Annotated in this window: 23 protein-coding genes, 1 pseudogene and 1 riboswitch; of the genes and pseudogenes, 14 read left to right on the plus strand and 10 right to left on the minus strand. The window is 59.0% G+C overall.

Annotated elements, in window-relative coordinates; genetic code table 11:
- Window positions 1-86 precede the first annotated feature (86 nt).
- Both BM116_RS07420 and BM116_RS07425 read right to left on the minus strand, forming a co-directional pair.
- Complete coding sequence (locus tag BM116_RS07420) at window positions 87-947, minus strand: D-hexose-6-phosphate mutarotase (protein ID WP_083725133.1); 861 nt, start codon at window positions 945-947, stop codon at window positions 87-89.
- A 2-nt stretch (window positions 948-949) separates the two neighbouring features.
- Complete coding sequence (locus BM116_RS07425) at window positions 950-1,900, minus strand: GGDEF domain-containing protein (RefSeq protein ID WP_083725131.1); 951 nt, start codon at window positions 1,898-1,900, stop codon at window positions 950-952.
- Window positions 1,901-2,195: 295 nt separating this feature from the next.
- Here BM116_RS07425 and BM116_RS07430 point away from each other — a divergent pair, with 295 nt between their 5' ends.
- The 3 genes from BM116_RS07430 to BM116_RS07440 all read left to right on the plus strand — a co-directional run bounded on the left by BM116_RS07430 (window position 2,196) and on the right by BM116_RS07440 (window position 6,232).
- The gene (locus BM116_RS07430) at window positions 2,196-3,575 is read left to right on the plus strand and encodes a sodium:solute symporter family transporter (RefSeq protein WP_083725129.1); all 1,380 of its coding nucleotides are present in this window, start codon (window positions 2,196-2,198) and stop codon (window positions 3,573-3,575) included.
- Window positions 3,576-3,755: 180 nt separating this feature from the next.
- Entirely contained in the window at window positions 3,756-5,264 is a 1,509-nt protein-coding gene (locus BM116_RS07435; RefSeq protein ID WP_083725127.1) for a flavin-containing monooxygenase, read from the plus strand.
- An 11-nt stretch (window positions 5,265-5,275) separates the two neighbouring features.
- Window positions 5,276-6,232 carry a 3-hydroxyacyl-CoA dehydrogenase gene (locus BM116_RS07440; RefSeq protein WP_083725125.1) on the plus strand — a complete coding sequence of 319 codons (957 nt, stop codon included), beginning with the start codon at window positions 5,276-5,278 and terminating at the stop codon, window positions 6,230-6,232.
- On the opposite strand, the gene BM116_RS07445 is transcribed toward BM116_RS07440, so the two are convergent.
- Both BM116_RS07445 and BM116_RS07450 read right to left on the minus strand, forming a co-directional pair.
- Window positions 6,229-7,449: an MFS transporter gene (locus BM116_RS07445; RefSeq protein WP_090475086.1), complete on the minus strand. Its 1,221-nt coding sequence runs from the start codon at window positions 7,447-7,449 to the stop codon at window positions 6,229-6,231. The genes BM116_RS07440 and BM116_RS07445 overlap by 4 nt on opposite strands.
- Window positions 7,450-7,551: 102 nt before the next feature.
- On the minus strand, window positions 7,552-8,010 hold the full coding sequence (locus BM116_RS07450; RefSeq protein ID WP_139056949.1) for a hypothetical protein: 459 nt from the start codon (window positions 8,008-8,010) through the stop codon (window positions 7,552-7,554).
- A 131-nt stretch (window positions 8,011-8,141) separates the two neighbouring features.
- Window positions 8,142-8,300: riboswitch (FMN riboswitch) on the plus strand.
- 91 nt (window positions 8,301-8,391) lie between these two features.
- Between BM116_RS07450 and BM116_RS07455 the strand changes: the two genes are divergently transcribed.
- Entirely contained in the window at window positions 8,392-8,859 is a 468-nt protein-coding gene (locus tag BM116_RS07455) for a 6,7-dimethyl-8-ribityllumazine synthase (protein ID WP_235846714.1), read from the plus strand.
- A 71-nt stretch (window positions 8,860-8,930) separates the two neighbouring features.
- On the opposite strand, the gene BM116_RS07460 is transcribed toward BM116_RS07455, so the two are convergent.
- Entirely contained in the window at window positions 8,931-9,146 is a 216-nt protein-coding gene (locus tag BM116_RS07460; protein ID WP_083725117.1) for a dodecin, read from the minus strand.
- Window positions 9,147-9,301: 155 nt separating this feature from the next.
- On the opposite strand from BM116_RS07460, the gene BM116_RS07465 reads away from it, so the two are divergent.
- The 4 genes from BM116_RS07465 (at window position 9,302) to BM116_RS07480 (ending at window position 14,380) form a co-directional block, all read left to right on the plus strand.
- Window positions 9,302-10,675 carry an imelysin family protein gene (locus tag BM116_RS07465; protein WP_083725115.1) on the plus strand — a complete coding sequence of 458 codons (1,374 nt, stop codon included), beginning with the start codon at window positions 9,302-9,304 and terminating at the stop codon, window positions 10,673-10,675.
- Between the two features lie 111 nt (window positions 10,676-10,786).
- The gene (locus tag BM116_RS07470; protein WP_083725113.1) at window positions 10,787-12,199 is read left to right on the plus strand and encodes a di-heme oxidoreductase family protein; all 1,413 of its coding nucleotides are present in this window, start codon (window positions 10,787-10,789) and stop codon (window positions 12,197-12,199) included.
- Window positions 12,200-12,217: 18 nt separating this feature from the next.
- Window positions 12,218-13,252, plus strand: coding sequence for an imelysin family protein (locus BM116_RS07475; RefSeq protein WP_083725111.1), 1,035 nt, complete (start codon window positions 12,218-12,220; stop codon window positions 13,250-13,252).
- 3 nt (window positions 13,253-13,255) lie between these two features.
- On the plus strand, window positions 13,256-14,380 hold the full coding sequence (locus BM116_RS07480; RefSeq protein WP_083725109.1) for a DUF1513 domain-containing protein: 1,125 nt from the start codon (window positions 13,256-13,258) through the stop codon (window positions 14,378-14,380).
- 43 nt (window positions 14,381-14,423) lie between these two features.
- On the opposite strand, the gene BM116_RS07485 is transcribed toward BM116_RS07480, so the two are convergent.
- Window positions 14,424-14,756 carry a PilZ domain-containing protein gene (locus tag BM116_RS07485; RefSeq protein ID WP_083725107.1) on the minus strand — a complete coding sequence of 111 codons (333 nt, stop codon included), beginning with the start codon at window positions 14,754-14,756 and terminating at the stop codon, window positions 14,424-14,426.
- Between the two features lie 219 nt (window positions 14,757-14,975).
- Between BM116_RS07485 and BM116_RS07490 the strand changes: the two genes are divergently transcribed.
- Window positions 14,976-15,461, plus strand: a complete 486-nt coding sequence (locus BM116_RS07490; protein WP_083725105.1) for a copper chaperone PCu(A)C — start codon at window positions 14,976-14,978, stop codon at window positions 15,459-15,461.
- Here the strand turns inward: BM116_RS07490 and BM116_RS07495 are convergent.
- Genes BM116_RS07495 through BM116_RS07505 form a run of 3 tightly spaced genes read right to left on the minus strand, consistent with a single transcriptional unit; the run spans window position 15,455 to window position 18,908 of the window.
- Window positions 15,455-16,087, minus strand: a complete 633-nt coding sequence (locus BM116_RS07495; protein ID WP_083725103.1) for a trimeric intracellular cation channel family protein — start codon at window positions 16,085-16,087, stop codon at window positions 15,455-15,457. The genes BM116_RS07490 and BM116_RS07495 overlap by 7 nt on opposite strands.
- A gap of 28 nt (window positions 16,088-16,115) precedes the next feature.
- Window positions 16,116-17,480, minus strand: a complete 1,365-nt coding sequence (gene gorA / locus BM116_RS07500; protein ID WP_083725101.1) for a glutathione-disulfide reductase — start codon at window positions 17,478-17,480, stop codon at window positions 16,116-16,118.
- Between the two features lie 60 nt (window positions 17,481-17,540).
- Window positions 17,541-18,908: a UDP-glucose dehydrogenase family protein gene (locus BM116_RS07505; RefSeq protein WP_083725099.1), complete on the minus strand. Its 1,368-nt coding sequence runs from the start codon at window positions 18,906-18,908 to the stop codon at window positions 17,541-17,543.
- Window positions 18,909-19,054: 146 nt separating this feature from the next.
- Here BM116_RS07505 and BM116_RS07510 point away from each other — a divergent pair, with 146 nt between their 5' ends.
- From BM116_RS07510 to BM116_RS07520, 3 genes are all read left to right on the plus strand, one after another.
- On the plus strand, window positions 19,055-19,969 hold the full coding sequence (locus tag BM116_RS07510) for an AraC family transcriptional regulator (RefSeq protein WP_083725097.1): 915 nt from the start codon (window positions 19,055-19,057) through the stop codon (window positions 19,967-19,969).
- A 60-nt stretch (window positions 19,970-20,029) separates the two neighbouring features.
- A complete protein-coding gene (locus BM116_RS07515) occupies window positions 20,030-22,162 on the plus strand; it encodes a TonB-dependent siderophore receptor (protein ID WP_083725095.1) in 2,133 nt (710 codons plus the stop codon).
- 104 nt (window positions 22,163-22,266) lie between these two features.
- Window positions 22,267-23,391, plus strand: a complete 1,125-nt coding sequence (locus BM116_RS07520) for a sensor domain-containing diguanylate cyclase (RefSeq protein ID WP_083725093.1) — start codon at window positions 22,267-22,269, stop codon at window positions 23,389-23,391.
- Here BM116_RS07520 and BM116_RS18825 read toward each other — a convergent pair.
- Complete coding sequence (locus tag BM116_RS18825; protein WP_169847234.1) at window positions 23,384-23,560, minus strand: hypothetical protein; 177 nt, start codon at window positions 23,558-23,560, stop codon at window positions 23,384-23,386. The two genes, BM116_RS07520 and BM116_RS18825, sit on opposite strands and share 8 nt — an antisense overlap.
- A gap of 285 nt (window positions 23,561-23,845) precedes the next feature.
- Here BM116_RS18825 and BM116_RS07525 point away from each other — a divergent pair, with 285 nt between their 5' ends.
- Window positions 23,846-25,456: a site-specific integrase family protein gene (locus tag BM116_RS07525; protein WP_083725091.1), complete on the plus strand. Its 1,611-nt coding sequence runs from the start codon at window positions 23,846-23,848 to the stop codon at window positions 25,454-25,456.
- A gap of 1,101 nt (window positions 25,457-26,557) precedes the next feature.
- Window positions 26,558-26,856: pseudogene (locus BM116_RS07530) on the plus strand (transposase); the annotation flags it as partial.

The raw sequence follows: 26,856 nt of genomic DNA on the forward strand, positions 1-26,856 counted from the left end.
CCAGCTGCGCATGGTGCAGCTCGGGTGGGCCTCGTTCTCCTTGTGCATGCTAGCGGACCGTGATGCCTGCGGGCTACCTCCGGCAACTATATTTGCCTGATGCTGCAGCTCAAGGTGTGCTCCTCGCCCGGTTGCAACGTGCGGGCATCTGCAGCAGCGTTGGCTGCTTCTATGCAGAGCATGGTACGGTAGCCATCGGCTGGAAAGTTATCCAGCTTGCGTGCTTTGTCCTGCCAGGGATTCCATAGCACCACAGAGGCACTGCCGCTGCGGCAGATTTCCAGCGTGCGTTGTCCGTCGCTCAGCTGAATGGGTTGGCTGTGCTGCAGATAGATGCGGTCCACTTCGCGCTCAATCGTCAGGTCGCCTTGCTGCACCTGGTGGCTGCTGGTCAGCTGGTCCAGGTAGGTTGCGCCATCGAGCCCGGTAACACGAACTTTGGTGATCTCCGCGACGGGTAGATAACTGTGCAGCGCCTGACTCAGGAGTTGCGGCCCCTGGCCGGTATTGCGGCTGGTCAGGGTCATCTGCAGGCTGGCACCAAGACGCAGTTCCAGGCTGAGTGCCCAGGACGCTTCGGGCAAGGCAGCTTTCTGCGTAGCTGCGGGCAGTTCCAGCTTTAGCCGCACCGACTGCTCGTCGCGCTCGGCGCCCGTGAGCTGCCAGAGGCTGCGCCTGGCGATGCCATGGGCAGGGCCGGTGCGGGTATTTCCAAACCAGGGCCAGCACAGCGGCACCCCGCCGCGCAGCACGCCACCTGGCGCTTGGGGATCAGAGGGGCTCATCCACAGCAGGTCGGCTTGTCCGCTCGGAATACAGGACACCAGGTGTGCGCCCTCCAGCGCAATGCGGGCGGTGACGCTGGGGTGCTCAACCTGCACAAAGGCTTTGCCGGCGGTGTTGTGAATCAGGGAAATGCCTTCGGGCAACGCTGGGACGCTGGTCATGCTTACTCCGTTTGTTTGACCGCAATGATGTGTTCGACTTCCACTCTGTTTCGGCCCAAGTGTTTGGCGCGGTAGGTGGCTATATCGGCGATGTTGAGCAGTTGCTCAAGGCTCGCCGCGCCTTGTTCGCTGGCGGTCACACCAAAGCTGCAGGTAATCAGCAACTGCTCGCCCTGATACTCCACCCGCAGGTCGGCTATCGCCTGACGCAGGCGTTCGGCAAGCTCAGTGGCGCCGGCCAGGTCAGTACCTGGCGACAGGACGGTGAACTCCTCACCGCCCAGCCTGGCGCAGACATCGGACGCTCGGGTCACGCTGCGCAAGGTCGCTGCCAGTGCTTTAAGCACGGCGTCTCCGGCGGCGTGCCCGTGCTGATCATTGACCCGTTTGAAGTGATCAGCGTCAAGACCGATCAGCGCAATCGGATGCCCCAGACGACGCGCCTGCTCAATGGCGCTCTGACCAAGCGCAAAGAGCGCCCGGCGATTGGCCAGGCCGGTCAGCGCATCCTCATGGGCTAGCTGCTCGGCGCGGTGCTGCGCGCTGCGCAGTTGCGCTTGAAGGCGCTTGATGTCGGAAATATCGGTCGCGATCTCCAGCCGCACCAGGCGGCCGTCCGGCCAGCGGATGGCCTGATCTCGGCATTGATACCAGCGCTGGTTGTGGGTGTTGCGAAACTCCCACACCTGCACCGCAGCGGGCTGCCCTTGATCGTCGATCAGTTGATGGTTATTGCAGAAGCTGCACGGGCCGTCCTGACCCTGCTGCAAGGTTTCCCAGCAGGTGCGGTTATTTACCTGGCCCCATCTGGCGCGGCCGTAGGCGTTCAGGAAAAGCAGCTCATGGGTCTGCATGTCGGCGACGTAAACCAGCGCGTCCAGGCTGTCGAGCACTGTTTCCAGTGCGGCCTGGCTGGCGCCTGTCTGGAGCAGAGGCTGATTGGTTTCGTCCATGATACAAGCTCGGATCTATTGGCTGAGCGCAATGCGCGCCGGCTACCCTGCTGGAAAACCGGCGATGCTACTTGAAGTCAGATTACGCGAGTTGATGCAGATGTGACATCATGTTGCGCGCAAACGGCCCACTGATTCTGTGCAGGGGCCTGCGAGCGGCGGGTTGTTCTGCCGCGCCCTTTCATCAACGTCGCCAGGGGTGTCCGCGTGTTGTGTCGCGCGGGCTGAGAATACGCTGATCGTCAGCCGAAACCCTGGAACCTGATCCGGATCATACCGGCGGAGGAAGTGCGACATGCTGTACCTGTCTATGGCAGCCCTGGCTGCCGTATTGCTGTTGTTTGCCTGGATTGGCCTGCGTGCCCGCTCTGCCGAGGCGGGCCTGGATGACTTTGTCACCGCGCGCAACTCGCAAAATGCCCGCGCCATCGGGCTCTCCTTTCTCGCCTCCGGCATGGGCGGCTGGATCCTGTTTGCTCCGCCGGAAGTGGGCGCTCTGGTCGGCCCGCTGGCGTTGGCCGGTTATGCCCTGGGCGCCGCCCTGCCCTTTGCGCTGTTTGCCGCTCTCGGGCCAGCCATTCGCCGGGCGCTGCCGCAGGGGCGCAGTATCGGCGAGTTTGCCGAGCACTTTTACGGACCCGCCGTGCGTCGTTGGGTGGGGTTGATCTCGCTGCTGTATATGAGCTGTTTTTTGATCGCCGAGCTGACGGCGATTGGCGCCATCACCAGCATGCTGTCGGACATCAATGGCAACCTGGTGGTGGTGGGCGTTGCCCTGACGACCCTGCTCTACACCGCCTGGGGTGGCCTGCGCGCGAGCATGACGACTGATCGTTGGCAGGCGTGGTTGCTGCTGGCCCTGCTGGCGCTGGTCGGCGCGGTGGCGGTGCAGCGCCTGCCCGAGGTGAGTGCCTCCGGCGCGATGCCCGGCATACCTGCCGGCGCGGCGCTAGGGGTTGCCTTGACGCTGGTGCTGGCGGTAACCGCAGCCAATCTGTTTCACCAGGGTTACTGGCAACGCGTGTGGGCGGCTGAAAGTGATGCAGCGCTGGGGCGCGGCGCGGTGCTCGGCGGCGTAGCGACCATTGCCGTGGTAGCGGTGATCGGCGGCCTCGGCATTGTCACGGTAATGAGCGGCGCTGACGTGGGTTCGCCGCCCATTCCCTTCTTTGCCATGCTGCGAGAAGCGCCGGGCTGGCTGACGCTGCCGGCATTGTTGCTGGCGCTGACGTTGGTTGCCTCATCGGTGGATACTCTGCAAAACGCCATCGCGTCGTTGCTGGTGACAGAGAAACGCGGCTTGTCGCTAACGTCGGCACGCTGGTTGACGGTGGCGCTGATGGTGCCGGTGGTGTGGGTCGCACTGCAGGGCAACTCTGTACTAAGGCTATTTTTGATTGCCGACCTGTTGTGCGCTACTGCAGTGGTGCCCGTGCTACTTGGGCTGTGGTCGCGCATGAGCGCAGTGGCGGCCATCGCGGGGGCGCTGGCTGGCCTGCTCGGTGCGGTGTTGCCGGGCTGGCTTGCCACCGGCAGTGTGTATCAGGGGGTTGTGCTGGCCAGCTTCCCCGATACCGTCCCCACCCTGGCGCCCTTTGCCGGCGCGCTGCTGGCCTCGACGTTGGTCAGCATCATAGTGGCCATGCTGCTGCCGCGTCGCGCCTCCGAGAGCTGATCTCTCCTTCTGTTCTTTCCCGGGGCGTCGCCACCTGGCGGCGCCGACTCTTGTTGATCTTACGTGCCGCAAGTTGGCGGCAAATGCCGAGCAATTGTCGTGATTCGACCAGTCGGCTGCGACGGCATGCAGGCAGTCTATAGTGACCTTGCACAGCGTCAGACAACAAGAGAAACAATCATGACGAATGAGCACGTCGATGTATTGATCATCGGTGCCGGCCTGTCCGGCATCGGCACCGCCGTTCACCTCAGCCAGAACTGCCCGGACAAGCGCATCGCCATTCTGGAGCGCCGCCAACAGGTGGGCGGCACCTGGGACCTGTTCCGCTATCCCGGCATCCGCTCGGATTCCGACATGTTCAGTTTCGGCTTTGCCTTTCGGCCCTGGAATGAGCTGAAAACCCTGGCTGACGGCGAGTCCATTCGTCGTTATATCAGTGATACTGCGCGCGAGTATGGCGTTGAGGAAAAGATCCGCTTCGGTATCGAGACCGAGCAGGTGCAGTGGTGCTCCGAGCAGCAGCAGTGGGTGGTCAGTGCTCGTGATCTGCAGAGCGGCCAGGCCCGCCACTACAGCTGTGATTTTCTGATCAGCTGCACCGGCTACTACGATCACAAGGCCGGCTACCTGCCCGAGTTTCCGGGTGCCGAGCGTTTTCAGGGGCAATGTATTCACCCGCAGCACTGGCCGCAGGATCTGGACTACAGCGGCAAAAAGGTGGTGGTCATTGGCAGCGGTGCGACGGCGGTCACGCTGGTGCCGGCAATGGCGGCGCAGGCTGGGCATATCACCATGCTGCAGCGCTCGCCCTCCTACATCATGACGGTGCCGGCACAGGATCGGATTACCGAGGTGCTCTGCAAGGTGTTGCCCAATGACTGGGTGTATGGCCTGGCGCGCAAGCGCAACATCGCGATCCAGCGCTGGATATTCAAGGCCGCCAAGCGCTGGCCCGAGGGCACCCGCCGATTTTTGCTGAAGAAGGTAGCCGAGCAGCTTGACGACCCCGCGCAGATGAAACACTTTACTCCGGCCTACATGCCCTGGGATCAGCGCCTGTGTGCGGTACCGGACGGCGACCTGTTCAAGGCGATCAACAGTGGCAAGGCCTCTGTGGTGACCGATGAGATCGAGTGCTTTACCGAGACAGGTATTCGCCTCAAATCCGGCGCACAGCTGGACGCGGACATCATCATCACGGCGACCGGCCTGAACTTGCAGGTGCTGGGCGGCACGCGAATACTGATCGACGGTCAGCCCTTCGATATCAACCAGCGCATGACCTACAAGGGCGTCATGTTGCAGGACGTGCCGAACATGGCCTGGATCTTCGGCTATACCAACGCGCCCTGGACGCTCAAATCAGACATTGCTGCCCAGTGGGTCTGCCGTTTGCTCAACCACATGCGTGCCAGTGGCGTGCAGGTTGCCACACCGCGTGATCACGATGACAACCTGGTCGCCGCTGAGTCCATGATGGGGGCCTTGCAGTCCGGCTATGTGCAACGTGGTAACCGCATTCTGCCGCGCCAGGGTCGCAGCGCGCCCTGGCGGCTGCTGAACGCCTACGAGCGAGACCGCGAGATGCTGCTTGATGAGCCGGTCGAGGACGCGCTGCTGGAGCTGACCGAAAATAACCGTGCTGCACAGCCCGGAACAAAATCGCGCGATGTGCGCGCAGCCTGAAGGACGCCCAAATGAGTAGTGATCTGAATAAGCTGATGGTGCTCGGTGCTGGCGTTCTGGGCGGGCAGATTGCCTGGCACAGTGCGTACATGGGTAAGGATGTGGTGGTGTATGACCTGTTCGATGAGGCGCTTGGGCGTTGCAGAGTGGCTCACGAGCAGTATGCCGAAATATATAGCGCCGACCTGGGCGCCAGTGAAGAGGAACTGAACCAGACGCGCCAGCGCCTGCGCTACAGCACCGATCTGGCGGATGCGGTGGCATTGGCGGATCTGGTAATCGAAGCTGTACCGGAGATCCCTGAGGTCAAGACAGAGGTGTATCGCCAGTTGGCGCCGCTGCTGCAGCCCAAGTGCCTGATCGCGACCAACTCCTCCACACTCTTGCCCAGCCAGTTTGCCGAGGACACTGGGCGGCCAGCCCAGTACTGCGCCCTGCACTTCGCCAACCTGATCTGGTCGATGAATATCGCCGAAGTCATGGCCCATGCCGGCACGGCTGAAGCGACGCTGCGCGCTATTGCTGCCTTTGCCATCGAAATTGGCATGGTGCCCATCCCCATCCGGAAACCTCAGAACGGGTATGTCCTCAACTCGCTGCTGGTGCCGTTGCTCGGCGCTGCGCAAACGCTGGTAACCAATGGTGTCTCGACCCCGGAGATGGTCGATCGCACCTACATGATCACCAACCGGGGAGTGGCGCTCGGGCCCTTTGGCATCATGGATGTCATCGGCATGAAGACCTGCTACGACGTGTTGAGCTACTGGGGCCACCAGAATAATGACCCGCAGACGCTGCGCAATGCCGCCTATATCAAGGAACAGCTGATTGATCAGGGCAAGATGGGGCTGCAGACCGGCACCGGCTACTATCAGTATCCGAACCCTGCTTACTCTGCGCCAGGCTTCCTTGCGGTACCGGGCCTGGAGGCGGTTGATGAGATTGTGCGACTGACGCGGCCGAGCTAGCCCGTCTCTGCTTCCCGTGAGCCGGGCGCTGGTGCCGGGTCTGCAAGCCAGAGCACCAGCAGCGCGCAGGCCGGCATCAGGCTGCCAAGCAGCGAGGCCGCGAGCCAACCACCGCTGACGTAAGCCCAGGCGCCGAGGGCCGAGCCCAACGCACCGCCGACAAAAAAGGTTGCCATGTAGATGGCGTTCAGGCGGCTGCGCTCGGCTTCTCCCAGGGCATAGATCAGGCGTTGCCCGAGCACGACGTTACCGGACACGCCCAGGTCGAGCAGCACCGCCGCCAGCACCAGCAGTGCCAGCGCGAGGTGCGAGCCCGGCGCGCTTACGTGGGTAATGGCAAAGGCGCTGATCACTGACAGCATGGCGCCGATGGTTGCGGGGCGCGTGAGGCCCCGGTCGGCCAGTTGGCCGGCAACCGGCGCGGCGATGGCGCCCGCAACCCCGGCCAGCGCAAACAGCGCGATGCCCGATTGCGACAGCAGATAGTCCGGGCCGGCAAGCAGCAGCGGAGTCGTTGTCCAGAACAGGCTGAAGGCACCGAACATCATTGCTTGATAGAAGGCTCGGCGTTGCAGCACCGGTGTTTCGACAGCCAGCCTGCCCATTGAGCGCAGCAGTGCAAAGTAGCCCATGCTGGCTGCAGGTGCCCGGCGTGGCAAAACCCGTTGCATCACCAGTACCAGCAGCACCATGAGCACGGCGGAAAACACGAACACCCAGCGCCAGGAGCCCAGCATGTCGGTGATCATGCTGGAAACCGGACGGGCCAGCATGATGCCGAACATCAGGCCGCCCATGACATTGCCAACCACCCTGCCCCGATACGCCGGACTCGCTAGGTGCGCTGATAGCGGAACGATGATCTGCACCGCTACCGCGCCAATGCCGATGACCAGTGAGCAAAGCAGGAACGTCAGCGCTGAGTCTGATAGCGCCGTGCCCAGCAGTGCCAGGGCCAGCAGCAAGACAATCGCGCTGATCAGCTTGCGGTTCTCCAGGCGGTCAGCAAGCGGTACAACCAGCACCAGCCCGATGACGTAGCCGATCTGGGTCAAGGTGACAATCAGGCCGCTGGCTTGCGGGTTCAGACCCAGCGACGCACTGACGGGGCCCACCAGCGGCTGGGCGTAATACAGGTTGGCCACAATCACGCCGCAGCACGCGGCGAGAAAGAACATCAATCCTGTGGCAATACCGCGGTGCTCGGGTACCGGCATGTGGCCTCCTGTTGGAAAGGAGGCCATGTTACGCACTTTTGTTCGACTTATCTCGAACCTTGTCGGCGGGGCCATGGCAAAACACTGTTGCGTACATTGCCCTTATGCGTTCATCAGTTTCAGCACGCTGGTGCGCTGCTCGTCAGTCAGATCCTGTTGCTTCATGGCCTTTGCCAGCGCGCTGTAGGCACTGGTCAGTGCGCTGGACAGGCTGGTCAGTTCGGTACGCAGGGCGTCCAGACGGGTGGCGCGCTCCTCGGCGGTCAATCCCTGCTGCCGGGCCAGTTCGGCCATCTGCTGCTGCAGCTCGGCTATCTGCTGCTTCAACTCGCGGATCTGCTTGAGCAGTTGCTTGATCAACTCCGGCAGATCAGTGTCGTCGATGTCTTTGGTGTTGCGGCTTTGCTGGGCCCGCTCCGCGCGCTCGGACAGGGATACCTTGACGCTCTCGGCAATCTCGCGGTTGCTGGTCAACGGCGCATTAGTCTGCGCTTCTGACGCCGCTGTTTCGTCAGACGAGCGGGCCGTCGGGTTAGACCAGGTCAAGTCGCCAATTCGCATGGAGGTGCCCTGTAAAGAGAGGTGGATACCTGTCTATATCGGTCGGTGATGCAGAGGCTTTAGCGCTATTGGGCTTTGACCCCGGGTAAGCTGTTCCCTATATTGGGCGCCGCCGCGTCGACCTGATGCGGCATCGTTCTCGGGGCGGGGTGCAACTCCCCACCGGCGGTGATGGAGTTTCTGGGCCCTGCCCGTGCTCCCAGCCCGCGAGCGCTCTGCGTTAGCAGAGGTCAGCAGATCCGGTGTGATTCCGGAGCCGACGGTGATAGTCCGGATAAGAGAGAGCGTGTTGGATGCTGCGTGGCCATCAGGCTCGCGTAGCCCTGCCCGTTCGCCCTGATTCACTAGCAACCAGACGTACTCATGAATCAGAGCAAGACGATGACTCAATTTGATCCTGCGCAACAGCGCATTGCCTTTATCCACGCTTCCTGGCACGCCGAGATCGTGCTGCGCTGCCTGGATGGCTTCCGTGAAGAAATCAGCCAGCGCGGTTACGATGCCGACAAGATCGACGTGATTGCCGTACCCGGCGCATACGAGATTCCCCTGCAAGCCAAGTTGCTGGCCAAGAGCGGTCGCTACGCAGCAATCGCCTGTTCAGGGCTGGTGGTGGATGGTGGCATCTATCGCCATGACTTTGTTGCCAACGCCGTTATCAGCGGCATGATGCAGGTGCAGTTGGAAACCGAAATCCCGGTACTCACCGCCGTGCTCACCCCGCACCACTTCCATGAGCACAGCGAGCATCAAAACTACTACCGCACCCACTTCGTGACTAAAGGCCGCGAGCTGGCCTGCGCCGCTGATGCCGCCATGCAGTTGAGCTGGCAGGCACGGCAGGGCTAAAGGCTTAGCCCGCCACTGCCTCCGTGTGGCACGACAACCAGTGGAGGCAGTTTGGGCTTTATCAGCTGACTTCAGCTGCCGGCGATACGAAAGCCGATCTGCAGTACCACCTGAAAATGCGCGACCTTGTCATCTATTATGTGACCGCGTGTTTCCTTGACCTCAAACCACTCCATATGGCGGACCGTCTTGCCGCACTCGGCAATGGCGACCTGGATCGCATCATCAATACTCTCGGCGGACGAGCCGACAACCTCGACCTTTTTGTAGACGTGGTGGTTGGACATCGTTGCACTCCTTTTTTGCGTAGAGGGAGTCTTGAGTATGGCAAATACCCTCCCCCGGGCCCGGTCCTTGATTGCAATATGTGAGCGGAAGCATATAATCTCGAATGCTAATCACTATCATTGATTAATCTTTTAACGCCAACAGGGAGTTTTATATGGCTGCGCGTTTTCCTTTGCAGGCGCTTGCGCTGGCAATTTCCACCTCTTTTCTGCTGACCGCCTGCTCTGACAGCGACGAATCCAAAGCCCCTGAGGCTGCTGCACCCGCTGCTGAAAGCGCACCGGCTGCAACCGCCTCCGAGGCCTCGACAGAGGCTGCCAGCACTGCCGCTGCGGTTGCTCCAGAAGCCGTTGTTGCGCACTACTCCGATATGGCTCTGGCGGTTTTTGAAGATGCGCTGACCACCGCGCAGGCGCTTGATGAAGCGACTGATGCGTTGATTGCCAACCCCAGCGAAGAAACCCTGGCCGCTGCCAAGGAAGCCTGGCTGCAAGCCCGCGTGCCCTATCAGCAGTCCGAGGTTTTCCGCTTCGGCAACGCGGTTGTTGACGACTGGGAAGGTCAGCTCAATGCCTGGCCGCTGGATGAAGGTCTGATCGACTACGTTAAGAGCGACGACTACCAGCATGCGCTGGGTAACGACGGCGCCAACGCCAACATCATCGCCAATACCGAGCTGAATATCGGTGGCGAGACCATGGACCTGACCACACTGACTCCCGAGCTGCTGGCCAGCCTCAACGAAGTGGGCGGCTCTGAGGCCAACGTTGCCACCGGCTACCACGCTATCGAGTTTCTGCTCTGGGGCCAGGACCTGAACGGGTTTGAAGCCGGCGCCGGCGACCGCAAGGCCACCGACTACGCTGCTGGTGATGCCTGCACAAACGGTAACTGCGAGCGCCGCGGTCAGTATCTGGACGCGGTAACCGATCTGCTGGTTTCCGACCTGCAGTGGATGGTTGACCAGTGGAAGCCGGACGTGGACGACAACTACCGCGCTGAGCTGACTGCCATGGCACCGTCGGCTGCCTACCAGAAAATGCTGTTCGGCATGGGCTCGCTGTCGCTGGGTGAGCTAGCGGGTGAGCGCATGAAAGTTGCGCTGGAAGCCAACTCCTATGAGGACGAGCACGATTGCTTCAGCGACAACACGCACAACTCGCATTACTACAATGCGCTGGGTATCCAGAACGTCTACACCGGTTCCTATAAGCGTGTTGACGGTACCGAGCTGAGCGGCGCCTCGCTGGCTGATCTGGTGGCTGACGCCAAGCCGGAACTGAACGAGCAACTGAACGCACAGCTGGACGCCAGCGTTGCGGCATTGGGTCACATGAAACAGACCGCCGAGCGGACAGAAAACCCGGTTGCCTTTGATATGATGATTGCCCCCGACAACGCCGAGGGAGCCAAGGTCATCAACGATGCGATCGCGGCCCTGGTCGAGCAAACCGGCTCTATCGAGCAGGTTGCTGCTGTGGTGGGTGTCGAGTCCCTTGAACCGGACGATGCTGGTCATCAGTTCTGAGTTGATGGCTTGAACCAGAGCGGCGGACAGGGTTGAGAGCCCTGTCCGCCGCTTTCGTTGAGCAGGATTGATCTCGCTGGTACCAGTACCGCGCACAGTGATACAGGCTTTATGCTCTACACAAAATTCGTTTCGGCTGCCTCCTTTGCGGCTCTGTTTTTTTCTGCCTTCTGCCACGCGGCAGAGACCTCTTATCCATTGCAGGACACCCCGCTGAGCGGCGGTGCGGGCAGCGTCGATCAGCACGATCAGAACGCCTACTCGTTGCCTCAGGGCAACATGCCGATGACCCGACGACTGGATTTCAGCGTCGGTAACAGTTTTTTTCGTAATCCCTGGGTGGTTGCGCCTTCGAGCACCGATGCGCGCGACGGCCTCGGCCCGCTGTTCAACACCAACTCCTGTCAGGGATGTCACCTGAAGGATGGCCGCGGTCATGCGCCGGCCTCCGTCGATGCTCCTTCTGTCTCCCTGTTTCTGCGGTTGTCCATTCCAGCGGACCCCGAGCGCGACGCAGACTTTTTGCGTGAGCACGGCGTGGTACCAGACCCGGTTTATGGCGCGCAGTTGCAGACGGCCGCTATTCCCGGCATGAAACCCGAGGCGGACCTGATCGTCGATTGGGAGGCGGTTACCCAGACGCTTGGTGATGGCACTGAAGTGGTTATGCGCAAGCCCATTTATCGCATTGAAAACCCCAACTACGGCGAGATGTCCGAGGACCTGCTGACCTCGCCCCGAGTTGCGCCACCGATGATCGGTCTGGGCCTGCTACAGGCCATTCCTGAGGACGTGCTGCTGGCTGCGGCTGACCCTGAAGATGAGAACGGTGATGGTATTTCCGGACGTGCGAACCAGGTCTGGGACCGCGTTGCGGAAAAAACCGTTCTGGGTCGCTTCGGCTGGAAAGCCGGCCAACCCAACGTGATGCAGCAAAGCATGGATGCCTTTGCCGGCGACATGGGGCTGACCTCGAGCGTTGCCCTGTCCACCGACTGTACGCCGCAGCAACAGTGCGAGCGTTTCCCCAACGGCGGGGTACCTGAGGTCAGCGACAAGGTAGCGGGCTTTATAGAGTTCTACAGCATGAGTCTGGCTGTTCCAACCCGCCGCGACATGGATGATCCTCAGGTGCAGCGTGGCGCCGAGCTGTTCAACCAGATCGGCTGCGCTGCTTGCCACACACCCTCTTACACCACCGGACAGCACGAGCGCGCCGACCTGAGCGAACAGGTTATCTGGCCCTACACCGACCTGCTGCTGCATGACATGGGGCCGGGGCTGGCTGATGGACGCGGCGAGTTTCTGGCCGACGGCAACGAGTGGCGTACGCCGCCGCTGTGGGGGCTGGGCCTGACCAAGACGGTCAATCCGTCGGCGGGCTTCCTGCACGATGGCCGCGCTGAAACCGTCGAGCACGCAATTCTCTGGCACGACGGCGAAGCCCGTGCCGCTGCTGACGAATACCGCCTGCTGCCAGCCAACGAGCGTGAAGCTTTGCTGCGCTTCCTTAACTCTCTCTGAACCGGGATACCTGTTTATATGAAGGCGACAACCACCCTGCTCCGCCTGCCGCTGATGGCGGCCCTGACGCTGGGCCTTAGCGCCCAGGCCATGGCGGAAACGCCGCGTGCTGCATGGCATGCCCAGATTGGTCACGGCTACGAGCAACTGGCCAGCAGTACCGCCACCTTTGCGCAGCGGACCAGCGAGTATTGCGCTGAACCGACTGATGCCGGGCTGCTGGCGGTAAAGGAGCAATGGCTGGCCGCCTTTAACAGCTGGCAGGCGGTGCGCTTTGTCGACTTTGGCCCGATTGAGCAGAACACGCGCGCCTGGAAGTTTCAGTTCTGGCCTGATCCGAAAAACCTGACGGCCAGCAAGGCCCGCTATTGGCTGGGCAACGACAAGCCGATCGATGTCGATGCCTTGTCTCGTGACAGCGTCGCCATTCAAGGCTTTCCGGCTGCTGAATATCTGCTGTATGACCCACAGATCACTGATGGCGAGCGCGCGTTGCCAGCAGAACGGACCTGCGCGCTGCTGACCGGCATCAGCGGAAATTTGAAGCAGAATGCTGAAGGCCTCGCTGCGGACTGGGGGCAGCTGCAGTCGCGCTATCTCGAAGTGAACGACTACAGCAACGGCACCCTGACCTCTGCGATGCATGCGTTGGAAATCATGGCAGATTGGCGTCTGGCCGCGCCGCTGGGTGTGCGTGGCACCGGTCGTCCAAACCCCTATCTGGCTGACGCCTGGCGCAGTGAGCAGTCGCTGGTGACCCTGCGCGCATCGCTGCAAGGGATGGCTGATTTCTTCGTGCCGGGCCTTAACCTGCTGATGGCCGAGAACAATGCAGCTGATCTGGCAGAGCAGTTCAGTACGCAGCTGAACAAGACGCTGGCGCATTTTGATGGCCTGCCTGCGGATATCACGCCCCTGCTGGAAACCGAAGAAGGCGTTGCCAGCCTGACCGCGCTGCTCGAAGACGTGCGCGCCACCGGTGCGGTTCTGACTGGGCCGGTCGCGGGCAAGTTGGGCGTTGTGCGCGGCTTCAACTCCAGCGACGGAGACTGAGTCATGCTTAGTCGTCGTGGCTTTCTCAAGGCGTCTCTCGCGAGCGCCTCGGTGACCGCAGTCAGTGCGTGCACTACCGGTCCTCTGTTGGGGCGCTCGGCGCCGCCGCTGGAGCTGGTCAGCGCTGTCAACGACGCTGAGGGCCGGCACTACATTGGTGGCGTGGACAGCAGCGGCCGGCAGCGCTTTCAGATTCCGGTCGCCGAGCGTTGCCACGGCGGTTGCCCGCAGCCCCATGGCGACCACGTGGTGGTGTTTGCCCGCCGCCCAGGCCGCGAGATGCACGTGGTCAACACGCGTACCGGCCAGCTGGAGCGTAGCGTGCAGGCTGGCGATGGCTATCACTACTATGGTCATGGCGTGTACAGCCCGGACGCACGCCTGCTGTACGTCACCATGAACAACTATCACACCTCAGCCGGCCTGGTGCGGGTTTACGACGCCTTTGACGGCTACCGGCAGGTTGCCGACTTTGATCTGCAGGGCATTGGGCCGCACGAACTGCGACTGCACCCGGACGGCAATACTCTGATTGTCGCGCTGGGCGGCATTGAGACCCACCCGGACTATGACCGTATCAAGTTGAACCTGGACCGGATGGAGCCAGCTCTGTTGCTGCTGGATCGGCACTCCGGTGAGATTACGGCGCGCTATACCCCTTCGCACCATCAACTGAGTTGTCGTCACCTGGACGTCAGCCCGGATGGGGTCGTGATTGCCGGTTATCAGTACGAAGGCCCGGAATGGGAAACCCCGCCGCTGCTGGCCAGACTGGATACTGCGACGGGAGAGTTTTCCGAGCCTGAGTTACCGCTGGAAGAGCTGGCTGGCTTGCGCAACTACACCGCCAGCATTGCTATCAGCCGGCATGCACCGCTGGCAGTTATCACTGCGCCGCTGGGCAATCGTGCGATCATCATCAACTATCGCACTGGTGAGTTGCTGCAGCGCATCGCCGTGCAGGACGTTGCCGGTGCCCTGCCCTTTGGTGAGCGCGATTTTGTCGTGAGCTCGGGCTCAGGTGGGGTGTATTTGCTATCGGCTGACAGTGATCAGGCACTGCCTCACGGCAGCTACCCGGTGCGCTGGGACAACCACCTTACTCCGGGGCAATTCATCGGCGCCTGAGTGCTGACGCCTTGCGTTAATTGACGGGGTGGTCGCCTGTATATCAGAAGCTGGCGACCATCCTTTCAATGCACAGGCGCGAGTCCTCTGGCAGGTTGGTGAAGTGCATACCGGTCCAGTATTGCTTGCCGTTGATGCTTTCGCGATTCCACAGGCTTTCGGCGTCCAGGAGGAACTCGCGAACCCCGTTCAGGCTCATCGGCAGATTGACCTGCAGGGCGAAGGACCGGAAAAGGTCTACCGGGCGATCGCTCAATAACATAAGCCCTTCTACATGCAGGTCAACAACGCGTCCAAGATGGTCTCCGGTATCGAGGTCAAACACTTCCAGGCTGCTACTCACTTGGTGTCGCTCCAATCGTCTGCGTTCTGTCATGGTGTGCTCATTGTTCCGGTAGGCGGCCCGAGGCTGTCACATCACCTGCCTGTCAGTGTGCGACAAATGGATAATGGCGAAAAGCTATGTTCTGCACAATTTATATAACTACTGCACATTTTTCAGAGGTCGGAATGGGCCGACTGTGAACTGCTTCATCTGGCCGCCGGATACGCGTATGGTGAGCCCACAACACGCTTACAACGAGGATGCCTGCCCATGCGTTTCAACAAGCTGTCGCTGTTACTGATCGGTTGCGCAATGGCGCAACTGGTAGATGCCCATGAGTTCGAAGCCGGCCAATTGCACATTGATCACCCCTGGTCACGCGCCTTGCCGCCGGTAGCCCCCACAGGCGCTGCCTACTTGAGTATAAGCAATCACGGCGGTACTGCTGACACGCTGCTCGGTGCCAAGACCGAGGTGGCTGGCAAGGTGGAAATCCATGAGCATGTACACGCCGACGGCGTGATGAAGATGCAGCGCGTCGAGTCGCTGACCATTGAACCGGGCGCAACAGTGACCTTTTCTCCCGGTAGCTACCACCTGATGCTTTTCAACCTGGCGCGTCCGCTCGCGGCCGGCGAGAGTTACCCGCTGACGCTGAATTTCGCCAACGCAGGGGACGTTGATGTGCAGGTCAATGTGCAAGCCAATGACGAGCCGTCAGCAGGCGAGAAACAAGACCACCATCAGCATCACTGAGCGCGGTCGTTGCGATCCAGCAGGTGAAAGCGCGGTAGCGCTAGGTGCCAGCGGATCGCAGCCAGGCGGATCGCCAGCACAACAGCGATGCACAGCCCTGCAGCCACATCCTCGCGCAGGGTGAGTTGGCTCAGGCCGATATACGCCAGCGAGCCGACAATGCAGGCTGTGGCGTAGATTTCCTTATGGAAAATTAGCGGGATTTCGTTGCAGATAATGTCGCGCATTACCCCGCCGGCAACCCCGGTCATCACGCCCATGATGACCGCTGCGCTGACCGGCACCTGGTGGACGAGCGCAACCTGTGTGCCGATGACGGTGAAGACGGCTAGACCAAAGGCATCGGCCACCAGCAGCCCGAGTTCGTTGATCGGCCGTGTGAGGCGTACCCAGCACACTGTCCCCAAAGCCGCCAGGGTGGCGACCAGAATGTACAGGTCATTGCCAATCCAGCTGACCGGGTGGTTGCCAAGGATCACATCTCGCAGGGTACCGCCACCCAATGCAGTGACGATGGCAATGACCAGTACGCCGAACAGGTCCATAGACTTGCGTCCAGCCATCAAGGCGCCGGTTATGGCGAATACGGCCACGCCAAACAGGTCAAACGCGTAGAACCAGCTCATGCCAAGGACTCTCCACGCCGGGCCGCGATCAGTCCTCGCGGGTTGGGCTGCGCATGGTCACAAACTCTTCGGCAGCGGTCGGGTGGATGCCCAAAGTGGCATCAAATACCGCTTTGGTGGCGCCCGCTTTGACCGCTACGGCCAGCCCCTGAACGATCTCGCCTGCCTCCGGGCCGACCATATGCACGCCGAGCACTTGATCGCTCTGTTGGTCAACAATCAGCTTCATAAAGCTCTGCTCTCCCCGTCCGGCCAGAGTGTTGCGCATGGCGCGGAAGCGGCTCTCAAAGATCTTCAGCTTGTGGCCTTTCTTGCGCGCAGCTTCCTCACTCAGACCCAAGGTGGCGATGTTGGGGATGCAGAATACCGCGGTCGGAATGTCGTTATAGTCGACCGGCCGATACTCGTCGCGCTTGTACAGCCAGCGGGCCAGCGCCATCCCCTCAGCCAGTGCCACCGGCGTTAGCTCGACGGTGTCGGTGACATCGCCGATGGCAAAGATGGCGGAGTCCGTCGTCTGGTAGTGCTCGTTGACCCGGATGTTGCCCTTGTCGTCCAGCTCAACAGCGGTATTCTCGAGGCCCAGGTCATCCACGTGCGGGCGGCGGCCGGTAGCGTACAACACCAGATCCGTCTCCAGCTGCTCGCCATTGTCGAGCTGCACCTTCAGGCTGCCGTCGTTGTTACGGTCAATACGGGCGACGTCGCTGTTGAAGCGCAGATCCAGCCCCTTGTCGCGCAGCACGTTCGCCATATGCTCGCGCACGCCCTGATCAAAACCGCGCAGGAACAGGTCTCCGCGATATAACTGTGTGGTTTCACAACCCAGGCCGTGGAAAATGCCGGCAAACTCGATGGCAATGTAGCCGCCGCCGACGACCATCACGCGCTTGGGCAACTGCTCCAGGAAGAACACCTCGTTGGAGCTGATAACGTGTTCTCGGCCCGGAAACTCCGGAATAAATGGCCAGCCGCCGGTGGCAATCAGGATGCGTTCGGCGCTGTACTTTTGCCCGCTCACCTCAACGTGATGAGAGTCGAGAATGCGTGCGCGCCCTTCCAGCAACTTAACGCCTGCAGACGTCAGCAGGTTTCGGTAAATGCCATTCAGGCGGCTGATCTCGGCGTTCTTGTTAGCGACCAGGCGTGGCCAGTCAAAGCCGTCTGCCGTCAGGTTCCAGCCATAACCGGCCGCGTCTTCCATGTCTTCAGCGAAGTGGGCGGCGTAGGCGAACAGCTTCTTCGGTACGCAGCCGACATTGACACAGGTGCCGCCCAGGTAACGGTCTTCAGCAACGGCGACGCGCGCACCGAAGCCCGCCGCCATGCGGCTGGCTCGTACGCCGCCGGAACCGGCACCAATGACAAAGAGGTCGAAATCATACTGGGACATGCGCTTCCTTCCTGCCTGCTGTGAATCAAGGTGCCCCAGCATACCTTAAAGCAGCCAGAATCAGACCACCTCGCGTAGCACCGGCGCTGCTGGTGGCGCAACTTGGCGTCCAACACCGACGTGGCGCAAGCCTAGGCTCGCCATGGTTTGCGGGTCATATTGGTTGCGCCCATCGATCACCAGCGGGGTTCGCAGGCGTTGCGCTACAAGATGGAAGTCCGGCTGTCGAAATTGCTTCCATTCAGTCAGCAGAACCAGTGCATCGGCATTGTTAAGCGCAGCATAAGGATCCTGGAGCAGCTTGAGCTGGCCCTCTTTCACTGCCTCCGGATACCGTTGTGCGATGTTGTCGCTGGCTGCCGGGTCGAAGGCCTGGACGCTTGAGCCGCCAGCCAGCAGCGCGTCCAGGAGGACTAGGCTAGGCGCGTCGCGGATGTCATCTGTGCCTGGCTTGAACGCAAGGCCCCAAATTGCCAGGGTACGTCCGTGCAGATTTCCCAGCTCCCGTTTCAGCATGCGCAACGGCCAGGTTTTCTGCTGCTGGTTGCGCGCTTCAACTGAATGCAATATTGGCATCGGCATATCGTATTGAGCGGCCATCTGCAGCATGGCTCTGATGTCCTTAGGAAAACAGGAGCCGCCGTAACCGCAGCCAGCATAAATAAAGTGATGGCCAATGCGCTGGTCAGAGCCGATGCCCTTTCTCACCTCTTCAACATCTACCCCCAGCTGCTCACACAGGCTGGCGATTTCATTGATAAAGGATATGCGCGTGGCGAGAAAGGTATTGGCCGCGTACTTGGTCATCTCGGCGGCGCGACGACTCATGCACAGAATCCGGTCATGATTGCGCACAAAGGGCTCGTAGAGCGCGCGCATTACCCGCTCGGCGTCGGCATCATCGGTCCCCAGTACCACTCGATCCGGTCGCATGAAATCATCAATCGCGGCGCCTTCTTTGAGGAACTCGGGGTTACTGACCACCCGATGCTGCCAGGCGACCTGGCGACGCTGACATTGATGATCCAGGACGCTTTGAACCCGACACGCTGTGCCTACCGGCGCGGTGGACTTGCAAACCACGATGGCTGGCTGATCAAGGGTGCGCCCCAGCTCGGAGGCAACGGCCACTATCTGAGAAATATCGGCGCTACCGTCGGCGGCCGAGGGCGTGCCGACGGCGATAAATATCACTTCGGCTCGGCTGCAGGCGCCCGCCGTGTCCGTGCTGAATGCCAGGCGGCCGGCGCGCAGGTTGGTGGTAATCAACGCTTCGATACCAGGCTCGAATATCGGCGCTTCACCCCGCTGCAGGGCGTTTATGCGCTGCGTGCTGGTATCGACGCAAGATACTCGGTTACCCATCTCGGCAAAGCAGGTTGCCGTTACCAGTCCAACGTAGCCACAGCCAATCACCGTGATCTGCATGGTCGCACTCCTCGGTTGCTATGCAGTGATTGCGCCACGGACTGGTGACACCCGCGTTAAGTGCGCGTGAAGCGTTGATGACGGCTGAGAATGATTTGCATTCTTTCGTCGATATCGTAGAGTGAGCGCTTTTTGCGTACCTACCCATGCAACCGCACTCCAATGAACAGCTGGCCCGCGTCGAGCGGGTGCTTAGCTACATCCACGGCAACTTGCAGGAGCCCTTGACGGTCGCCTCGCTGGCGGCCCGTAGCCGCTGGTCACGCTGGCAACTACAACGCACCTTTGCCTTGGCTACCGGGTTCAGTGTGGCCAGCTACGTACGCCGTTTAAGACTTGGCCGCGCCGCCGAGCTACTGCTGTGTACTGATCAGCGACAGCTGGATATCGCTCTTAGCTGTGGCTTTGACAATGAGATCAGCTTCAATCGCTGCTTTCGTCAGGTTTTCGGTTGCGCCCCCGGTGTCTATCGGCGGCGCGGCCAGCGCAGCAACCTGCTGGTTTCCACCAATCCCGCGCGCTTGCGTCCGCCTCCGGGGCCTTTGGCGAAAGGCAGCTTTCATATCCGTATTGAAACGCTGCCGTCGTTTTGGGTGGCCGGGGTTAGTGACACTGTCTGCGGTCTGGATTCGCCCAATCCGGATTTCGCTACCCGCGTACCGGCCATCTGGCGACGCCTAGATCAACATCTGCTTGGACGTAGTTTGAGACATGGCGGGGTGCAGCTAGGCGTACTCGTCGTAGCCGATGCCAGTGCTCCTGAGTACAGCTTCCCCTACTGGGCTGCACTGCCGGCTGACAGCGTGCCTGAGCACGCCGCACTGCCCTTTCTGCAAGTGCCGGCTCAGACCTATGCAGTGCTACCGCACTTTGGACCCATCGAGGGGTTGGCAGCGTTGCTGCAGTGGTTCATCGACTGCTGGCTACCGCAGTCGGGATATCGCGGTTTGTCCGGCCATGATCTGGAGCGCTATGACGCGCGTTACGTGCCGGGCAGCGTAAACAGTTATATGGAGTACTGGGTACCTATTGAATCGGCTGCAGATGCTCCAAATGGTTAAGTGACGGCGTGTTGGCTGCAATAAAATATAATCCTTCTCATTTGTGATTCTGGAGCACTCATGCCTTACCGCCCACATCATCGCTACTGCGCACTTGCTGCTGCCATCATGTCCGCTCTCGCCAGCTCAAGCCTGCATGCTCAGGAGCAGGACGGCGAAGCACTCGATAGCCTTACCGTCTACGGCAGCACCTACCGCAACACCGCTACCAAGACGCGTCTGACGCCCCAGGAAACACCCCAGGGCATTAGCGTTATCGACGAGCAAACACTGTTGGAGCGCAATGCCGATAGCGTTGCAACCGCGCTGCGGTATGCCAGTGGCGTCAACACCCAGCTGCGCGGTGGCGCCGTCAACCGGCTTGATCTGTTCGGTATTCGCGGCTTTATCAACTATCAGAATTTCTATGACGGTCTGCAGCTAATTTACAACGACTGGAACCTGCAGCCCCAGATCGACATGCAGGCTGTGCAGCAGGTTGAGGTATTCAAAGGGCCTACCTCGACACTCTACGGCGCTATGCCACCGGGCGGCATGGTCAACCTGATCAGCAAGAAGCCAACAACCGAGCAGTACAACAGCGTTGAGCTGACGGCGGGCAGTCACGATCTGCGTGAGCTGAGCTTCGACTCCTCCGGCCAGTTGGGCGACAGCAATCTGAGCTACCGGGTCACCGGGCTTGGCAGCAGCAGCGACGGTCAGGCCGAAACCTCCGAGAACGAACGCCTGATGCTGGCACCCAGCCTAGACTGGCAGGTTAGCGACAGCACGCTGGTTAACCTCAATATCTACTACCAGAAAGACCCGGATATGGGAATCTACACTACCCTGCCGGCGGCTGGTCTGTTTCAACCCAACGTCAATGGCAAGCTCGATCCGGACGCTTTCAGTGGCGATGAGAACTGGAACACCTACGAGCGCGAAGTGCTGATGGCCGGCTACAAGATTCAGCATGACTTCAATGACAGCTGGCAGTTTTTGCAGAATGCTCGTTTTCAGCACGGTGACGCTTATCAGCGCAATACCTACGGCACGACGCTGGACGCTGATCAGCGCACCTACAACCGCCGCGCTTACCTGACTGACGAAACCAGCGAAGGTTTCACCATCGATAACCAGCTGTCTGGCCTGGTGCAAACCGGCGCCATTGAACACAACTTGTTGGTGGGTGTGGATTACCTGCAGTTCGAGAGCGATATCGGCTACGAAGACGCAGCAGCGCCCTCGATTGACCTGTACAACCCGGACCACAGCCAAATCAACGCCGGCTTGCTCGACTTTGCCGCCTCCGGTTACAGCAGTGATTTCACTATCGAAAAACGCCAGACCGGGGTGTACCTGCAGGATCAGATGCGCATTGGCCAGTGGGTGCTGATTGCCGGCGGCCGCCATGACCGCTATGAGGCCAAGGAATACGGTGTGAAGTACGGTGCGGCGGTCGACAACGACCTGAAGCAGAGCAATACGTCCTGGCGCGCTGGCGCGCTGTATCTGTTCGATAACGGTCTGGCGCCCTTCGTCAGTTACGCGGAGAGTTTTGAGCCGGTGGCCGGCAGCGATCGCCTGGGCCGCACGTACGAACCCTCGACCGCTGAGCAATGGGAAGCCGGCCTCAAGTTCAACCCCGACGGGGGGCGAAACAATGGCTCGGTTACCGCCTATCGTATCCTCAAGGACAACGTGCTCACACGCGACCCCAATGGCACCGCCTATGATCAGATTCAGGCTGGGCAGGTGCGCTCGCAAGGGGTAGAGCTAGAGGTCAGTAGCCGCCTGACAGACAGCCTCAAAGTCGACGCGAGCTATACCCGCCAGGACGTAGAAGTCACACGCGACAACAGCGGTCTGGAAGGTAAGACACCGGTCTGGGTGCCGGAGCAGATGGCATCCTTGTGGCTCACCTATGACATTTACGCAGGCCTGCTGAACGGCTTGAGTATCAATGGTGGCGTGCGCTATCTGGGCGAGGCAGAGGTCGACGCATTGAACAGCGATCAGGTGCCGGACGTCACCCTGGTAGACCTGGGGTTGAGTTACGACCTGGGCGTCGCAGCGCAGAACCTGTCAGGGGCCACGCTTCGCATGTCAGTGAGCAACCTGTTCGATGAGCGTTATTACAGCTGCTACGACACCCTCAACTGCTGGTTTGGTGCCGAGCGCTCCCTGCAGACCAGCGTACGCTACGACTTTTGACCTGAGTGGCTCCGCAATAGGTATTTCAGACAGCCCTATGCGGGCATGACGTTGCCCGCTACAATCGGCTGCAGGTCATTTCACTGCAGCCGATTGTGACAGGCATGATGCCGGAAAACTCGCACTGGATTGTGCAGCTCAACTACAAGAACCGCACGGGCTCGTTTGCTCTGCTGTTCGCTGCCATCGCCGTTCACCTGAGCGCAACCGATACAGGTTGGTTGCTCTGGGCTTCGCTTTTTCTGCAGTTTCTGGTGTATCCGCACGTCATGTATCAACGAGCGGTACGCTCCGGTCGCCCCCTCTTCACCGAGCTAAACAGTCTGCTGCTGGATGGTCTGCTGTTTGGCATCTGGATTGGCCTGCTCGGCTTTCCACTGTGGATCAGCTACACCATGGTGATCGGTGTGACGATCAACCTGATGGTTTTTCGCGGACCCATGGGCTTCTTTCAGGCCGCCCTCGCTTTGGCAATCGGTGTGCTCATCGTTTATCTGGCCGGTGGCGCCCACCTGACACCGCATCACAGCTGGTTGGCGGACCTGCTTTGCATGCTGGGCTTAACGCTCTACCTGATGATGGTCGGCAACGTGGCTTTTTCACGCAACTTGCGCATTCGCGAGACACGCGAACAGCTGCGTGCGAGTGAAAGTGCCCTGCAGGACGCCAACCATGCGCTGCAGCAGCAGTTGACTGAAATTAACCTGCTGCAACAACAGCTTCGCGATCAGGCAGATCGTGACCCACTGACCGGCGCCTACAATCGCCGTTACCTCGACGTGAGTATTGCAAGAGACTTGGCCTACTGCGCTCGCCACCAGCTGCCACTAGCGCTGATCTTGATAGATATAGACCATTTCAAGGCGGTGAACGACCAATATGGCCACCAGGCAGGTGACCTGGTGCTGACGGCGTTGGCTGATCTGCTTTCCCTGCACTCAAGAGCAAGCGACCTGGTGTGCCGCTTTGGCGGAGAGGAGTTTCTGGTGGCGCTGCCTAACACTGATCTGGCCACCGCAACACAGCGGGCTGAGCAGTACCGTTGTGCCCTGGCCGCTATTCGGCTGGATTGGCAAGGTATCCAGCTGAGTAGCAGTATCTCCCTTGGCGTAGCCGGCTTTCCGGACCATGGACATGACATGGAAGGGCTATTACGCAGCGCGGACCTGGCGCTTTATCGCGCCAAGCATCAGGGGCGTAACAGGGTTGAGGTGTTTGCGGCTAGTTGATAGCGACGCCAAGCCAGATGTGCACAAAAATCAGACCCAGCATGATAAGCGCCCCCACCCAGATTAGCGCCACACCAACTCGCCCTTCCACTTTGCCCCAGCCGATGCAGATCAGCAGCAGACTGACGGTAAAAAAACCAATGGTTATCCAGAAAACATCACCTTGCATGTAGCACTCCTCGGTATTCTGCTTACCTCAGAATAGGCGATCTTGAGCGGTAGCGGGGTGATCTGGGTCAGCGTGACGACGCCAAGATAGGAGTTGCGGACCGGAATAGTATCTTCGTACCGTACTACTTTTGCTGCAGATGGCTGAAAGGCGTGTGGTAGATGGTGCCCGGAGCCGGGGTCGAACCGGCACGATGTTGCCATCGAGGGATTTTAAGTCAATCTACCCCCATATCTTGTGTTGAGCAGAGAAAAGCTGCGTACAGCCTTCATGAGCTGAGTTCGCATGATTAGGGCTTTGTTTTCCTTTCAAATCAACAAGATACTCTTGATCTCATGGCAATTTTGGCTAGACCGGCAAGAGATCGAAGGCTGGGCACAGATGGGCTCAGCTGGGCCGAAAGTTTCCATGAAAGTTTCCATGGGTTTCCATCAGGGCGCAGGTGTAATGGGGCTTCCAGGTGCTCAGATGTCATCAGAAGTTTCCATGGATTTCACAGCGATCCGGTTTTCGGGGGTAAGAAAAGTGGCAAAGGCCGAGCTTCAATTCACGCACGATGCGATCAGAGCGCTTGAGTGCAGCGCAGGTAAATCAGAGCAGATCTTCTACGACAAAACTCAACGCGGGCTCGCGCTTAGGGTTACAGCGAGGGGCGCAAAAACGTTCGTTGTCATAAAGAGAGTCAACGGCACAATAAAACGAATTACGATCAGCAAGTACGACTCGAAAGCAAAAATCGTGTCGATTCGAGATCAGGCCGCCAAGCTGATTGGTGAAATAGATGAGATCATTGAGCGAGAAAAACTAGATAAGCAGTCAAGCTTTGTGACGGTCGAAAGCACTTTCGAGAAGATGATGAAGGCGAAGCAAAGGATCACTCAAGCGACACGAGAAGACTACCGTCGAACGTTCAAAAACTACCTCTCTTCTATTGCTGATGTATCGCTTGGTGACTTCGACTATGAAGATGTGATAGAGCTTCACGCGAGCATTACTAAACCCGTTTTGCGGGCAAACGGGACGATGTCAAAAGAACGAAAACGTGCAGCAAATAAGGCCCTCGGCTTGTTGGGTTCTATCTATCGATTCGCAATAGTCACAAGCAGACATGAAGGCAAATCACTGATTACATCGAACCCGGTCGAGATTATGCGCGAGATGAACATCTGGCATGAAGACCGTCGAAGCAAAATCAGGATTGAGCACGACAAGCTGGCTAGCTTTATTAATGAGTGTATTCAGATCTGCAATGATGGGCCTGAGCGAAATGTCGCGTCAGCGTTTGCATGCGCATCTGCTGCCGTACTCTTTATGCTGTTTACTGGTGTTCGTCCAGATGAGGTTGCAAAAATCAGGAAAGCGTACGTTAATCATAAAATGCGCGCCATTGTTTTCCCTGAGCGCACAAAAGAAAACGAGCAAGATACGCTTAAAAATGGTGAAGAGTTTCATCTTATGCTCAATGATACTGCATACAGCCAGGTTCTTTTTTCGATGAAACACAGCACATCAAGATACGTGTTCTCTGGCATTCAGCTGGATCGACTGCCCGAGTCTGTTGTTCGTGATTACATGATGAAAATTGGTGGTCGAATTGGTCAGCATCTACCCAGAAAGATTGCCAGGGCGACATTTATCTCAATTGCTGAATCTTCAGAAATAGGCCCATACCAGATTAAAGTTCTTTGCAATCATGATGGTTATGGCAGTAGCGTTGACGTAACGGATGGTTACAAGACTATGTATGCTCACGAAGTAAGAGCAGCAGCACAAAAGGTAGAAGAAAAGATCTACCAGATAACCGGCTGCAAAAAGAATGTGGTATGTCGAGGTCAGCTTGAAAATTTCACTGATATCGATGAAAGCCGGATCAGGAAGATAAGTGTTCACTTATAACTACTGCAAATAAAGATGAGACCTGTTGCCGCCGGCGTCGTAATGTTGCGATTTTTGCTCTAGTCTCTTGCGCGATAGGATTGAAACCGCTCTCCCCTAGTGCGAACTTCGCTCTCACCTATAGCGATTTTCGCACCCCCTCTTTATGAATTCTCTATATTCCGTGCTGCCCTCAAGTGAATCCCGCAGAGCCTGATGGCAAAGTTGGTTATATTTGTAAGCTGGGTATTGTTTTATGTTTTCCTTATTTGCAACAATACAGCGCGTCATTGGTTTGCTGCTGATCTGGATAAATAAGTTTGGATGCCTAGTTGGCCGGGCGCGGTGTTTTATTCCTTGTGGATGTTATGGCAGCAATAAAAAATGCGCGGCTATGGGAACTATAAAAATAATATGATGAAGCTTTCGCTACAGCTTATTGCGCGCGTCAAATCCGGTCTATCCAGAACTCAGCGAAGAGGTCTGATGTGGGTGCCACGCCCTGGCTCTCATTTCCGGCCCAAGCCGGCTACCGAATTTGATGTCAAACAAAGCCAAGCAGCACACTGCTGGAGCGCGTACCCAGGGTACGAGCTCATGCGCACGAGTACGTGCGCACACACCATACCCGCGCTTCGGGTATGGGGGCGCAGTGGCGGCATGGTGTTGGCGAGGGCATCACGAACAACGGTGAGGTGAGGCCCAGCCAATATCATGCCGACATGTTTTTTCGCTCCGACGAGGAGCGAAAAAACAAGCGCCCCTTCGCGAAGCGGCTGCTTTTGACATCAAAAAAATAACAATAACTATAAGGATGCTAACATGCTGAAGAGCACCGAAGAACGATACCGAAAACTGGCAAGAAACTTCTACAAAACGAGAATGCCAGGCACACAGCTCTCAACAAGCGGGATATGCGAAGCATTGACGAGATGTGCAGCAGACTACAGACCCGGCTACTTCAGAGTCCTGAAAAATGCACTGTCATTCGACGTTCGTGAACGTGGCTACTCAGAAGCCGCCAAGCGAATCCTGTTAACGCCTAATCCAACGGTAATCCCCCCTGAAATCAGCCCTCGTCAGAAGTAGAATTTTCTCCTAATCGGATCAAGGAAATTTTGCGTGAAGACATCGCGTTTTTCGGACAGTCAAATCATCGCCATCCTCAAGCAGGCCGAAGCCGGCAGCCCCGTGCCTGAACTGTGCCGCGAGCATGGCATCAGTTCGGCGACCTTCTACAAATGGCGCGCCAAGTTCGGTGGCATGGACGCCTCGTTAATGGCTCGACTGCGCGAGCTGGAGGAGGAGAATCGTCGTCTGAAGAAGATGTATGCCGAGGAGCGCCTGAAGGCCGAGATCATCCAGGAGGCGATGGCAAAAAAGTGGTGAAGCCATCTCGGCGACGAGAGATGGCGCAACAC

Source organism: Halopseudomonas pachastrellae, from assembly GCF_900114765.1.
GTDB lineage: Bacteria > Pseudomonadota > Gammaproteobacteria > Pseudomonadales > Pseudomonadaceae > Halopseudomonas > Halopseudomonas pachastrellae.